The 13,400-nt window shown below is 42.5% G+C and carries 10 protein-coding genes; 1 reads left to right on the top strand and 9 read right to left on the bottom strand.

What is annotated here, in order from left to right:
- Window positions 1-75 precede the first annotated feature (75 nt).
- From ACEYW6_RS20810 to ACEYW6_RS20830, 5 genes are all read right to left on the bottom strand, one after another.
- Entirely contained in the window at window positions 76-1,968 is a 1,893-nt protein-coding gene (locus ACEYW6_RS20810) for an iron uptake porin (RefSeq protein WP_412981238.1), read from the bottom strand.
- A gap of 1,266 nt (window positions 1,969-3,234) precedes the next feature.
- Window positions 3,235-3,654 (bottom strand): response regulator, encoded by a 420-nt coding sequence (locus ACEYW6_RS20815; protein ID WP_190895115.1) that lies wholly within the window; start codon window positions 3,652-3,654, stop codon window positions 3,235-3,237.
- 114 nt (window positions 3,655-3,768) lie between these two features.
- The gene (locus tag ACEYW6_RS20820) at window positions 3,769-4,149 is read right to left on the bottom strand and encodes a response regulator (protein ID WP_196512387.1); all 381 of its coding nucleotides are present in this window, start codon (window positions 4,147-4,149) and stop codon (window positions 3,769-3,771) included.
- Window positions 4,146-6,710 carry an ATP-binding protein gene (locus ACEYW6_RS20825; RefSeq protein WP_412981239.1) on the bottom strand — a complete coding sequence of 855 codons (2,565 nt, stop codon included), beginning with the start codon at window positions 6,708-6,710 and terminating at the stop codon, window positions 4,146-4,148. Before ACEYW6_RS20825 ends, ACEYW6_RS20820 begins: the two co-directional genes overlap by 4 nt.
- On the bottom strand, window positions 6,707-8,656 hold the full coding sequence (locus ACEYW6_RS20830) for a response regulator (protein ID WP_412981240.1): 1,950 nt from the start codon (window positions 8,654-8,656) through the stop codon (window positions 6,707-6,709). Before ACEYW6_RS20830 ends, ACEYW6_RS20825 begins: the two co-directional genes overlap by 4 nt.
- A gap of 292 nt (window positions 8,657-8,948) precedes the next feature.
- On the opposite strand from ACEYW6_RS20830, the gene ACEYW6_RS20835 reads away from it, so the two are divergent.
- Window positions 8,949-9,335 carry a hypothetical protein gene (locus tag ACEYW6_RS20835; RefSeq protein WP_412981241.1) on the top strand — a complete coding sequence of 129 codons (387 nt, stop codon included), beginning with the start codon at window positions 8,949-8,951 and terminating at the stop codon, window positions 9,333-9,335.
- Between the two features lie 116 nt (window positions 9,336-9,451).
- Here the strand turns inward: ACEYW6_RS20835 and ACEYW6_RS20840 are convergent, their stop codons facing one another.
- From ACEYW6_RS20840 to ACEYW6_RS20855, 4 genes are all read right to left on the bottom strand, one after another.
- Entirely contained in the window at window positions 9,452-9,928 is a 477-nt protein-coding gene (locus ACEYW6_RS20840; RefSeq protein ID WP_412981242.1) for a hypothetical protein, read from the bottom strand.
- A gap of 167 nt (window positions 9,929-10,095) precedes the next feature.
- Entirely contained in the window at window positions 10,096-10,860 is a 765-nt protein-coding gene (locus ACEYW6_RS20845; protein WP_196512383.1) for an energy-coupling factor ABC transporter ATP-binding protein, read from the bottom strand.
- A gap of 29 nt (window positions 10,861-10,889) precedes the next feature.
- On the bottom strand, window positions 10,890-11,543 hold the full coding sequence (locus ACEYW6_RS20850; protein WP_190895122.1) for an energy-coupling factor transporter transmembrane component T family protein: 654 nt from the start codon (window positions 11,541-11,543) through the stop codon (window positions 10,890-10,892).
- A complete protein-coding gene (locus ACEYW6_RS20855; RefSeq protein WP_196512381.1) occupies window positions 11,536-12,459 on the bottom strand; it encodes an energy-coupling factor ABC transporter permease in 924 nt (307 codons plus the stop codon). The genes ACEYW6_RS20850 and ACEYW6_RS20855 overlap by 8 nt, the downstream gene beginning before the upstream one ends.
- Window positions 12,460-13,400: the final 941 nt, after the last annotated feature.

A 13,400-nucleotide genomic window follows, 5' to 3' on the forward strand; every position in this document is an offset into this window, starting at 1 on the left:
GGTAATGCAAGCATTTCATACTGAATAACCCAGTATGGAAAAAGCGTCTTTAATTACATTTACATCAGTACAAAACTAAAACCGGAAAGTAGCTCTTAATGCCCCAACAATTAATGCATCGTTAGCAGCATTGTGATCGGGATTGAAAATAACGAATAAGCCCGGAGTCAAGGCAATATTGTCGCTCAACTGGGCGCGGTAAAAAAGTTCTACGTGAATTGATGTGTCACTACGTCCGTCTGCTGTCCCCCCATCAGAAAAGTTGGGAAAGTTGAAGCCTTCGGGTAAAGTGCTAGAAGTAATTTTGGGCGGTTGTCCTACGAGAACGCCCCCTAAATTCCCAGGACGCAGCAAATTGGGAAAAGCCGCGAACACCATCCAGTTGGTGGTTTCCACACTTCCAGAAAGGTTAAATGGTTTAGAGGAAGTAAAGCCACCCCAACCGCCCAACTGCAAGTTAGGGTTAATTCGCCAAGCAACGGTAGCGCCAATGGCTTGGGTATCGAAAGCTGTAGGATCTGCAAAAGGCGAAATCAGTTGAGAATCGCCGACACCACTTCCCAGCAAACCATCTGGGGAGTGGGAATAAAGATAATGTACGCCGATATCGATGTTATTGGTGGGTGCTAAACTTAACTGTGCGCCAGCAGTAAATCTACCGCCAAATAGTCCGCCTTGGTTGATATTGCCAGGAAAGCTGGGGATTTCTGCACTATAAACGCCTTGTAAACTGATGCGATCGCTAATCTGCCAGTCAAAGCCTATACCGCCTGTGCCGTTGCCAATACTTAAAATTGGGTTACGTTGACCAAATAGAGAAATCGCGCCGTCGCTAGAACCTTCTAAAGGACTAATTCCGCGAAAGGTGTTGATGGGGTTAACTCCCGCCGTACCTACGACAATTCCCAAGTTATCCGAGGCCAGAAATCGATAAGATAAGTCACTAATAACTAGATTGTTGTCTGTATTTGACTCGAAACCCAACCGCCCCATATTGGTAGATAGCAACGATGCAGTAGAACCCAAATTACCCGCAGATAGACCTGTTAACAGCAAATCTCGCCCTGTAAATGAAGTTGCTAAGGTTAGTTGGGCGCTACTTGTGAAAGTTAGATTGGTTTTTCCCTGGCGTTCAGGTACTCCATCTCTAGGAAACAAATCTACATCCGGGCTATTGGTTCCCTGAACGCTAAAAATGGCTTGACCAAATAATCTGGTAGTTGTGGAAAACCGATTACCTTGTAATTCACTAGTCCGGTTTTCTACAGCCTCGACACGCTGCTGTAATTGCTGCAACTCTGCTTTGAATTCACCCTGCAACCTTTGCAGTAGGATTAAATCTTCATTATTAACAGTATTAATTTTATTATTAGCGTAGGCGTAGCCCGCCGCAGGCATCGCTTCGTTAATCTTCTCTAAACAAGCGTCTAAACCAGCCGCAAATTCATAACGGCTGATACTACTATTCCCCAGATAAGTCCCATCAGGGTATCCAGCAATGCAGCCATAGCGTTCTATCAAAGACTGCAAAGCACCAAAAGCCCAGTCGGAGGGTTGCACATCTTTAAGTTGCGATACTGAGGTGACTTGAGACATTGGGTTGTCTGAGTCTGGAGACTGAGGAGATAGAGAGAATTCTTCTGTATTTTCCTGGTTCTGGGCAACTTCTGTTACAGGTTGAGTATCTTTTAATTCAGGTAAGTTAGGAGAATTTATAAATTGAATTTTTTCTCTGCTTTTTTTAAGTATATTTTCGTACTTATTGTTTATAGCTGATGATGTGATTATATCTGGCTGCACAAATTCAGGCGGTGTAATTTCAGCAGCTGATACAACTTGAGATAAATTTTCCTGTGTTGACTCCTGCACCGGATTCTCTGGCATAATTACGGGCTGTTCTGGTAAATTAAGCGCAGAGATTGGCGCTGTTGCTAGCACACCCGCCATCAGTAGACTAATATCACTCATGGTATTCCATTTGACTTGCACCAATATTTCTTTTGACAGACAAAGTTGGTGTATATCAGGAAATTTTTTGAAAAAAAAGTGATAAAAGTTACTATGGCTATGATCCTAATGGCACTAAAAAAGCTACAAGCTATACAAAATAAGCACTACAACTTTTAAAGCTATTGAACAGTGGAGAGATGGGGCGATTATCCTTCATGCAGTGCTTAGGCAAAGTTCCGCTGTTCCTTGCAGAGAGATTGGAATGGAATGTATGGGTTGTCCAAAAATTTTTGTAAGTAGAAAAAGCTGATACCAACAGGACTTATACAGAAGATATCTCCCCTAATTTAAAAAATTGGATCTTAAAGATCCCCTCCTTGTTTAAATTAGGGGGGATCGAGGTTTCAGCTTTTCAATACGTAAGTCCTAAACAATTTTGTATGAAGATGCAGAGAATGTTCTGCCTGAAATGCTTGCTAGATAAAGGGACTATTCTATGCAGCCTCACATAGAATTGGTATCACTTTTCAACCTATTAGTTAGCATTTCAGGCGATATCCCTAGCTAACTGACCTGAAAGCAATCGCTCTATTAGCAATGGTGTTTGCTTCCTGATTCACTATGGCTGAAATCCCGGTTTTTACGGTTTTTACGTCCGTTTGCAAAAGTTTGTGGTTTACTGAAATTGGCTTTTTAACTGATGATGTGCTTTTTATAGTCAAATTTAAAATATTGCTGTTTTTTTCTGAATTCAGGTTAGGCATCTCTTGCCAGCAGTGGCGGCAGAACCAGTAGGTTTGTTGTAAGCGAATGTGACGAAGCATTTGGTTGGAACAGCAGGGACAATTTGTCATAAAATTGATATTTTTTAAAAAAGTTAAACACAAGTAGATAGTTGGCTCTTGGCTTCACTACCAACAACTTGAATTTATAAACAGAAAATAAAAAACTAATAAAGAAATGAAAGTAGTTAACAAATTTTAAAAAATATCAGCAAGCACTTGATTAGCGATTACAATCTTCCTGAAACAATCTATAAAATTAAGAATTTATTAAATAATTTCAGATATTTGGACTGCGAATAAATTCGTCAGCGCCTTAGGGACTTCCAACTAAAAAAATATCCCATCGCTTTCTTGGCAGGGGAGTAGGGAGCAGGGAGCAGGGGGGAGCAACAGTCGTGTTGAGTCCAGAAATTAGGATAATTTATTTTTTGGAGTTCCCTTACCTCTATGTTTAAAAGCAGGGGCTGTCTCGGCTCGGATATCTTGGTAAACTTATTGTTTAATCCATTAATGAGGTAAAGTCCCAACCCAGCAGTTGAGCAACTTGAGCAGGGAGGGTAACTGGATTAAAGGGTTTGGGGATTACACCTGCGACTTGATACTGTCGCAAAATTTGCGAATCCAGCCATCGCGCTTTAGCACTGAGCAGCACTACAGGAATAGCTTGAGTTTCTGGATTATTTCTTAGTTTATTCATAAACTCAAAACTCGCGATGTCACGGATTGAGATATCTAATACAATCGCATCAGGACTGTGGCGTACTGCATTCTGCAATCCTTCTAATGGAGAATCTGCTGTCACCACATCCCAACCAGCTAAATCTTGGAGGCAAAATTTTACTATCTCACGTACATTCAGTTCATCATCAATGAGCAATATCATTTTGCCGCTTATATTTACCTCCTGTAGCATGTTCATTTCATTTCATATACCTTTCCGGTTATATAAAAGATTTTTATCTATAACCAAGAAAGATAAATTACAAAAATAAAAAACTAATAAAGATATAGATTATGTTACAAATCTTAAAAATTAATCGTCCCACCCCAGAATCTCAGTAACTTCGTTGCAAATAGAGGTGGGTTCAAAAGGTTTGGTAATAATCCCAGCAATTCCCATCTGAGCAAAACGAGCGCGATCGCTCCCTTGGACTTTCGCTGTTAACAGAATCACTGGAATCCCTTGGGTTGCAGAATTTGCCTGAAGTTTTTCGTATACTGCAAAGCCGTCAATGTCAGGCATAGACACATCAAGGAGAATGGCATCAATGGGTTCTGTTTGAGCGATTTTTAGTCCTTCTGCCCCTGATGCAGCTGTCAGAGTGTTCCATCCTCCCAAGTCTTCTAAACAAGCTTGTACTAATTCGCGGATTCGTTCTTCATCATCCACAATTAATACTTGTCTGTTAGTCATGTGATCTCCTCTGGTGGCAATGGCAGAGTGAAGAAAAACGTGCTGCCAACACTAAGAGTACTCTCAGCCCAGATTTGCCCACCGTGCCGATCAATAATACTACGACAGATTGCCAATCCCAAACCTGTGCCGCCTTTGGTGCGAGAATCAGAGGCATCTACTTGCTGAAATCTTCCAAAGATTGCTTCTAATTTGTCTGCGGGGATACCTCGTCCTTGATCCGCGATCTGGAAGAGTACGCGGTCTGTTTGCTGTTGGACACTCAGGGTAATAGTAGAATCGGCAGGGGAGAATTTAATCGCATTACCTAACAAATTGGTGAGTGTTTGCACAATGGCATCAGCAGCAGCCCAAACTTGAGCATTGCTAGGGTGGATCTTAAAGGTAATATTTTGCTGATTAGCGATCGCCTGCACTCCTGCTACTGCTTGTTGAATTAAATCAGCTGCATTGCAGGTGGCTTTTTCTAGGACAGCTCGATCCGATTCTAAGCGTTCCAAATCGAGAATATCGTTAACTAGACGCACTAAGCGATCGCTGTCGATGGCTGCAATCTCAATCATCCGCTTGAATTTGTCTGGTTTTTTGTCGTAGATACCAGTTTGGAGTAAGCCCAGTGCAGCGCGAATTGCAGTTAAGGGAGTGCGGAGTTCGTGACTAACGATGCCAATAAACTCACTCTTCATTAGATTAACCTGCTCTAGTTCAGTAATATCTTCGGCAATACCAGCAATCCGAACTACCTCGCCTAATTCATTTTTGATCGCAAATGCGCGATCGCGAATCCAACGGATTGAACCATCAGGGCGGATAATCCGATATTTTTTATCGTATTGCCCTGGTTTAAGCTGTTCAATGACTTCAGTTTCGACGCGCTGGCGATCTTCTGGGTGAATTGCATCTAACCAATTTGAATAGTTGTGATACAAGTCCTCACAATTTCTTTGCCAGATGGTTTGGTATGCGTTGCTCACATATAAAACTTGCTGACTTTGATTATCGGTCATCCAAAATACTGCTTGGATGTTTTCTGCCAGCTGACGAAACTTTTCTTCGCTCTCGCGTAAAGCTTCTTGAATGCCTTTGCGCTCAGTGATATCTTGGTGAACCGCAACCAGAACGTCGCCGTAGTCGGGATGCCTGAATACAGAAGTCGTCACACTACACCAAAATGGTGTACCATCTTTTTTAAAATTCTGGACTTCGTAGTTGGCTTCAGTATTTTGTAAGACGGCTGACAAAGTGGCTTGATTTACATCTTCGGTAGTTACCGATTTGGTGACACCGCTCACAATCGAAACGTGCTGACCGTTGAGTTCATTAGAGTCATAGCCAAACATCTGCTCAAATTTCGGATTGGCATAGATAATGACTGCATTATCAATTCTCACTAAGCAAATGCCTTCCCCCATATTTCGGGTGATTACAGCCTGAAGCTCTAGCATTTGCGCCTGTTCTAAAAGTGTGAGTTGGGTTTGTTGCTGCTCTATCACTGTTTTTCGCAGGCGATCGTTCGTCTCTGTCAGTTGTGCAGTGCGTTCTTGTACCCGTTGTTCAAGTTCGGCATTTAGTTGTTGTAGGTCAATTTCTGCTTGTTTGCGCTCCGTTAGTTCTATCTGTAACTGTTTAAACAAATCTGCTTGCTGGATAGCAATGCTTACTTGCGCTCCTAACTGCCGCAACAGAGCAATTTCTGAAGATTGCCACTCACGAGGAGCCGCACATTGATGAGCTGCCATTAATCCCCACAATTCATCTCCCAAAGAAATGGGAACGACGAGATTTGCCCTCACCTGAAGACTTTCCAAAAATTGAACGTGACAGGGACTAATTCCAGCAGTATAAATATCAGTTTTCGCAGTGACTAAGCCTTGTTTGAAGGGTTCGACGTTCTCTTCACCAATGCAAGGATCATGAATCTGGAGTGGTAAAAGAGCCATCCATTCCGGTGCAACAGACTCAATAACAATCGTTCCACCCCAACCTGGATAAAATTGGAAGATAGTGACGCGATCGCACTCCAGAAATTGCCGCACTTCATCAACAGTAGTTTGCAAGATATCTTGTAAATTCAGCGATCGCCGGATACGCTGAGTCATTTCCATCACTAAACGCTGTTGCTCAAATTGCTGTTGCAGCGTTTCTTGTGCTTGTTTGCGATCGTCAAGAGTCATCCGCAATTGCTCGGCATTTTCCTGAGACAATTGTTGGTTGAGTTGTTGAATTTTCTGTCTGCTGTACTGAAGATTGCCAGTGACCAGGTTAATTATCAAGGCAACCAGTAGGAAAAGTCCTAGCCGCAATACATCTTCTGGTTGATTAATCCCTGGTTGATATCGAGGGGGAATCAAGAAATAATCAATTGCCAGTGTGGAAAGGACAACTGTAACTATCCCTGGTCGAAAGCCACCATACCAAGTACTGACGATAATAGCTATATAGAAAAAAGCACCAATGGTTCGAGAAATCAGCGGTTCTAGCCAGAGTGACAAAAGCAGTGCGATCGCAGTTGAGCCAATAGCAACACCGTAGTTCAATAATTGCGGATAATTTCTCATCATGCTTTACTTCTTCCTGCCTGAGAGCGCCAACGCGTTCTTTGAATGCGGCTCAGTACCCGTGTCACAAGTTCTGGCCCTAGCACTGGCTTGCTGATAAAATCATCGGCTCCGGCAGCAAAAGCTTGCTGAAGAAATTCTGCTTCAGTATGGGCTGTAACTACTAAAACAGGTAAATCTCCCCACTGGGCATCCTGGCGCACGACCTGGCACAACTCTAAGCCATTAACTATTGGCATTTCTAAATCTAGTACTACCAAATCTGGAGATGTTGCAATCAGCACCTTCCAAAATTGTTGTGATTGAGAGAGAGTTGTTACTTCCAGCCCCCAAGGAGTTAGTAACGCCGATAATCCAGCCAGTATTACAGGGTCATCATCTACGATTAAAACTTTGGCTTCGGAAGTTTTCGGTTGAGGTAAGACACGAGCGATCGCCTGAAAAATCTGCTCGGTTGTCGCCGGTTTATGCAAAAATTGTCTAGCTCCTAAACGGGATACTTTCAGTCGATCTACCAGGGTATCTCTTCCTGTAAAAACAATCACTGGGATATTTGGCGATCGCTGTACTATCTCGCTCAACAATACTAATCCATCTTCCTCTGTTCCAGGAAAACTCAAATCCAGTAAAACTGCGTCAGGAGTTTTTAAGGAAAAAAGCGATCGGGCCATTGTTAAGTTTGGTGCAATCTTCATCCTGATTCCCCATAAGTCGGCTTCTGCCTGCAACTGCTCCGTCAGCATCGCATCATCATCGATGACTAATAGACGATAAGTTTGATTTATCGGCAAGTTTGGAGCGGTAGAAGTGACAGCAGGCTTGGTTAACTCTTGCTGTAATGCTGTTACCAATTGTGAGAAATTAGAGATTTGATCGGGAGATAGCGAGGAATTTTCAAAAAGAGGCAGGGTAGCAGGAGATTGAGACCCTTGCTCCACTTCGTTTCGCAGTTCTTGTGGAGGAGCATTTCCCCTGACCCCTGCTTCTTGTTCAAGTAGTAAATGCTCTATTTTCCGTGCTAGCCGGGAACCCTCTGGATAACCGAACGACCCCATTGAGCCTGCGAGCTTATGGGCTTCATGCAATGCCTGCTGTTGTAACTCTTGATTTAAATTCCCTGCTAAGAGTGCAGTTTTTGCCTGCTCCAACACACCAACCTGTCCGGCAAAGGAATTACGAAATCGCTCCAGCACCCGATTTACAGAAGTCATATCTTTGGGAGCAGGTTTTTTCTTTCCATCTTGATTCTTTTCGATAACAGAGATGGAGCGATTAGGCGCAGGCTTGAGGCGATAGCCCATGCCATATACCGTTTCTAGAAATTCTTCTGCTAGCCCTGCTGTTTTCAGTTTCTTTCGCAAGTCTTTAATATGAGTCGTAACTGCACTTTCAGTCGGTGCATCATCAAATCCCCAAAGCCGATCTAGAATTACTGCACGACTAAAGATCCGTTCTGGGTTTTGCAAAAACAACTCCAGCAGTTTGTATTCTGTTGCAGTGAGGGGAATTTCTTGCTCATTACAAGTGACTCTGCCGGCACTTGGATCTAAACAGAGATTTCCCCAGGTTAACGTGGATGATGAGATTGCCTCATTGCGTCGTAATAAAGAGCGAATTCTGGCTAGTAATGCTTCTGGGTTGAATGGCTTAATGACGTAATCATCTGCTCCGGCATCTAACCCAGCAACAATGTCTGCATTAGAATTTTTCCCGGTTAGCAACAGAATAGATTTACGGTAGCCTTGCGATCGCAGTTGCCGACACAAGCTAATACCATCCAGTTTCGGAATTAGCCAGTCCAGCAAAATCAACTCATATTCAACCGATATTGCTAGTTCTAATCCAGCCTGTCCATTGCTTGCTATGTCGATAGTATAACGATTTGCACTCAACAACTCGAAGAGTGCTGTACTCAGTAATACGTCATCCTCTACCAACAAAATTTTCATAAGTTGAATCTAAAAAAGATGCTTATGACATCTTTGCGATCGCAGCGCACACTATCTGCGTGGTCAAACTCCTGCATAATTTTAATATATTGTTACAAACTTTACAACAACTTAATTCAAATTTTGCACTCTGATATGCTTTTTTACAAATCTTCATAAATAAAGGAAAATATTCCTTTACTTTGATTGTGAGAAATTTATTTAATAATTTTTTCTGTAAAACCTAGAATCCTCATTAAATCTTTAGATTTAGAGATTATTTTTTGAAAGTCTCAATTATGCTCTATAAATTATGCAATACCTATACTATTTGTCCAATGCTAGTCTGACACTGCGGGTTGTTGAATATTGTAGTAAAAATGATTTTTCTGTTGAATTTGTGACTGTAATTAATCAATTTGATGGTTGGATAATCAACCTCAAAATTAAATCTTTTATTTCTGCACAAAAGGATAAAGATATTAGAGCTTTCTTAAGTGAATTGGGAATTATTTACTCACCATCCGAGTTGATTAGTAAGGTTCTGAGCAGTTTGGAAGCTGGACAATCAACAATTAATGTTATGAAACGCTATAAGGTAGCGGTAGTTTCTCACGGTAGACCGCAGCCTGATGAGATTGAAGTATTCCGACAAAATTATATCCGGGGATTGGGCTATTGTCCGCAAAACTTAGCTTGACTTAACGTTATATTGCTTTTCTTAGTGCCATTTGGAGCAGGGAGCATGGGGAAAATTCCTCTCCTCTGAACTTTTTTCCCTGCCCCTCTGCCTCTTGTGCCCAATGCCCCAGATAGTTATTCTGGCTGACTACAATACTTATTCATCTGATTGACTAACGTATCCGACTGCTTGCCAACTGTTGTAGCTGTTGTCAGTGCCGAGTCAATTTCGGTTCTCGCCTTTTGGATTTTTTCCCTACCAGGTGCCGAGGCTTCTGCTGTCTTGGTTGCGCCTAGTGCTCTACCGGCAATGGCTACCGCTTGACTGAGATTCTGAAAAATTTTGACAAAACCGCTTTGAAATTCTTTCAGCTTAGGATCTGTTAAATTCAGTTCCCTAATCGATTTAGTCACAAATTCTAAATCTTTGGATAGCTGTATGCTGGTAATCACTTGCGTTCCTTTATTTTTATCAATCAGAGAAGTTCCGGCATTCACAACTCGAATCAGTCGCTGGCACTGGGAGACTTTATTTTCGCTACAACTAGTAATGAATAAGGCAATGCTCAGGCTAACAGGAGCCATAACGGTATATTTAGGTAAAACAGACATTAACACCCCACCAGCAATAAAACCCAGAATATAGTACCCAATATTACGAGTAAAAAAGATAAATCAGGTAGGGGGCATGGGGCATGGAGAAGAGGCAGAGGGGCAGGGAAAAAAGTACAGAGGAGAGGAATTTCCCCCTGCTTCCTGCTTCTCTTCTCTCTCTCATATCACCAATCTATCGGCAAACCCAACTGGTCTAAAGTAGCACCATCTTGTAAAAGTGGCTGAATATCGCTGTCTATTTGAATGCGACCACCAGACAGTACCAAGGCACGTTGCGTAACTCTGCCTAGCCAATGCAAGTCATGGGAAGCAATTAATATCACCTGCACGGGTAACTTTAACAACACTTGCGCTAAATGTCGCCGCCATGCTGGATCAAGACCGTTAGTCGGCTCATCCAAAATTAGAATTGTCGGGTCTAGGGCTAAAATTGAGGCTAGGGCGGCCAACCGTCTTTGTCCACCAGAAAGTTCGTGGGCGGAACGATTGGCGTAAGCTTCAAGACCGAAATCAGCTAATAATTGCCGGGCGCGATCGCTTGCCTGGGCTGGTGACATTCCATAGTTGCGTGGCCCAAAGGTAATATCTTCCAAGATGGTCGGCATAAATAGTTGGTCGTTGGCATCTTGGAAGCTAAAGCCGATTTTGCGACGTACTTGGGGTAGAGTTTTAGGTTCTACTGGGATGCCATTAATCGTAATTTTGCCAGTTTGCGGTTGTTTTAAGCCGATCAGGTTCTCCAGCAAGGTGCTTTTTCCAGAACCAGTTGCTCCCATCAACGCCACGCGATCGCCTGGATTTAAGGTAAAAGAAATTTCTTGTAATACTGGCTCCTGGCGAGAATAGGCATACACTAGGTTCTCAACCTCGACCACGGCTGCGTGGGGGTTATGGGTTGATGGTTGGGGATTAGAACTTAAAGATTTCAAGATTCACAAACTCAATATTCACAACTGCGCTAAATTCTGTAAGAAGTTACAGTTACACAAGCAGCGATCGCCCAAGCTGCTAACAGGGCAAAACGCTCTTTTGGTCTGAGGGTAGAATCTATGGGCAATTGCCCGTTGTATCCGCGAGCGATCATTGCTGCATAGACTCGCTCTGCCCTATCCAAACTACGGAGATACAAGGCTCCAATCATGGCAACACTGGCGTAGCGCAGCCATCCCGCAGTTCCTGTCAGACCGCGTAACTGAGCGCTACGTTGCATCCGCGTCACTTCTGAGAGCAAAATTTCCATATATTGCCCAGCTAACAACAAGTTTTCCTTTAAAGGTGCAGGTACAGGTAAGCCTTTAAGGGCTATGCCAAAACTGTGGGGCGGTAAGGTTAACAAAAAACTATTCATGGTAACCAGACAAACCAGAGAACGAACTAGCAAAAAACTGGCTCGTTCCCATCCCAAGGGCAATGCCAGCAATGACAAAAAAATCAATTCTGTACCGAGTAATCCTCCCAAGCTGCGAATTGGTACACGCAAGAAGCAAGCCCACAAAAGTGCGATCGCGCCATATACACCTAAGCAATACCAAGCATGATGCTTTAATAAAGCTGCTCCCACCACAACCACTAGAGACAGTTGCAAACGTAATGGCAAGGGAAGTTTAAGCATTCTTAGGTTTCACCACCTTGGCAATCCCAAAGGCAACAGCAAAACAAACGGTAGCTCCCACAAGTCCAGCGATACTTGTGCCAATTGGCCCCAAACCCTCAATCCCATAGTCAGCTAAGGGAGTCGGCACAATTACCCGCACTTTATCGGCTAAGTCGATGAAGCCCGTATTTTCGGCGACTTTCTCCAAACCATCAGGCCAAGCTGAAGCAAAGAGTGATAGCACTCCCGCAATTAAGAAAATGGTGACAATGGGTACAGACCAACCGCGAAACTCCTGCTGTTCCCCTGGTAATAAATCTGGTCGGGCTGTGGCTAAATAAGTCAGCACACCTCCCGTAATTATCCCTTCGCCAATGCCAATCAGAATATGGACACCAGCCATTGCTGGTAAAACTATAGCTACGGGTGCAGTTCCTGAAAGGGCTAACTCAATGGCACAAGCAATAGCAGCTACCACTACACTTACACCAGCAGCTATACCAGCAGCCAAAGGTAAGCGCCCTTTAGCCCCCCCAAACAGCCGCTGCAAGGTTTGGGTTAAAACCCAGCCAACCCAAACACCAACTACTGCCATATTCAGAATATTCGCTCCCAAGGCTGTAATGCCACCATCAGCAAACAGCACAGCTTGAATAATTAAAACTGTGGCGATACACAACGTTCCTGCCCAAGGACTACCCAAAACGATCGCAGCTAAGGTTCCCCCCAACAAGTGACCACTAGTACCCCCTGCTACCGGGAAGTTGATCATCTGGGCGGCAAAAATGAAAGCCGTGGTTAGTCCCAGTATGGGCGCACGGCGGATACCAAAAGCCTGTTGCGATCGCTCAAAGGCAATAAAGAGTGCTGCCACGCTGGCTAAACCAGTAGCCCCTGCCACCGGTACAGAAACAAATCCATCAGGAATATGCATGTTCTACCCTGTATTTTAGATGTTTATTTACTCACTACAAGCAATAAAACAAAGGCATTAAATTAATAACAAACAGAATTTTCACCTTTTTTGCAATGCCCTCTTGGGGGATTTTATCCTGTTACTTTTGAGAGATTTCCAATCCAATGACTGATAAATAGTATACTTATTTTATTAAATTATTAAATTTTGTTAATTTTATTTTTATAGTATGTCGCTAAATTTTGATAAACTCTTGGAAAAGTGGAAAAACTTGACTTTAGTAAGTTAACATGCTTCCGAGTCACATATTATCAATCACCAAAAGGCTGGCTAGAATTGCGTTTCTTTTCTACGAAACGCTACGCGAACATTTTGAATTTTGAATTGCTTTGCTGCTCTGAGGTTGAGAGATAGCTATCACGATTTACAGAAGTTTTCATTTATTTTATCCACATATGTCGTATGGAAACAGTATTGCTGTGCCCCCAAAAGATCGAGTCTATTTACCTGAGAATAGCTGTATAACTAAATTGTTTTGATATTTATCTAGATTCAAAAAGAATTATAAAGTCAGAGTTCAAGATTCAGAATATAATTAGCTCTTGATCCGTACTCACCACTTTCTTGTTGACCACCAATTTGAAGATTTAGTGAACCAGTAATTAGTAAGTAGGTGCAAATAATTAAAATAAATGCACCTAAAACCCCAGATGGTGCCTGACAAAAGCCGTAAAACCCCTAGAAATACTATTTTCTTACGAATGATTTCGGATTGGTACATTAACCCTAACTAATACTAAAAGGTCTTCACATAGTCTTGACAATACTGTATATTTTCTAACTTAATGATACAGTATAAATTAATTATTTGTATAAAAAATTGAGTAAGCGTTGATACATACCATAAAAACAATTGGTCAAATTTAAAATTTAGATGAAGTTTAGGAAAATATTTTGAA

Source organism: Nostoc sp. UIC 10607 (genome assembly GCF_047228265.1).
Taxonomy (GTDB): domain Bacteria; phylum Cyanobacteriota; class Cyanobacteriia; order Cyanobacteriales; family Nostocaceae; genus Nostoc; species Nostoc foliaceum_A.

Excerpts from the sequence above, each read along its gene's own strand:
- ACEYW6_RS20830 (WP_412981240.1), bottom strand. The coding sequence starts at position 8,656 with ATGAAAATTTTGTTGGTAGAGGATGACGTATTACTGAGTACAGCACTC.
- ACEYW6_RS20815 (WP_190895115.1), bottom strand. The coding sequence starts at position 3,654 with ATGAACATGCTACAGGAGGTAAATATAAGCGGCAAAATGATATTGCTC.
- ACEYW6_RS20840 (WP_412981242.1), bottom strand. The coding sequence starts at position 9,928 with ATGTCTGTTTTACCTAAATATACCGTTATGGCTCCTGTTAGCCTGAGC.
- ACEYW6_RS20810 (WP_412981238.1), bottom strand. The coding sequence starts at position 1,968 with ATGAGTGATATTAGTCTACTGATGGCGGGTGTGCTAGCAACAGCGCCA.
- ACEYW6_RS20850 (WP_190895122.1), bottom strand. The coding sequence starts at position 11,543 with ATGCTTAAACTTCCCTTGCCATTACGTTTGCAACTGTCTCTAGTGGTT.
- ACEYW6_RS20835 (WP_412981241.1), top strand. The coding sequence starts at position 8,949 with ATGCAATACCTATACTATTTGTCCAATGCTAGTCTGACACTGCGGGTT.
- ACEYW6_RS20825 (WP_412981239.1), bottom strand. The coding sequence starts at position 6,710 with ATGATGAGAAATTATCCGCAATTATTGAACTACGGTGTTGCTATTGGC.
- ACEYW6_RS20820 (WP_196512387.1), bottom strand. The coding sequence starts at position 4,149 with ATGACTAACAGACAAGTATTAATTGTGGATGATGAAGAACGAATCCGC.
- ACEYW6_RS20855 (WP_196512381.1), bottom strand. The coding sequence starts at position 12,459 with ATGCATATTCCTGATGGATTTGTTTCTGTACCGGTGGCAGGGGCTACT.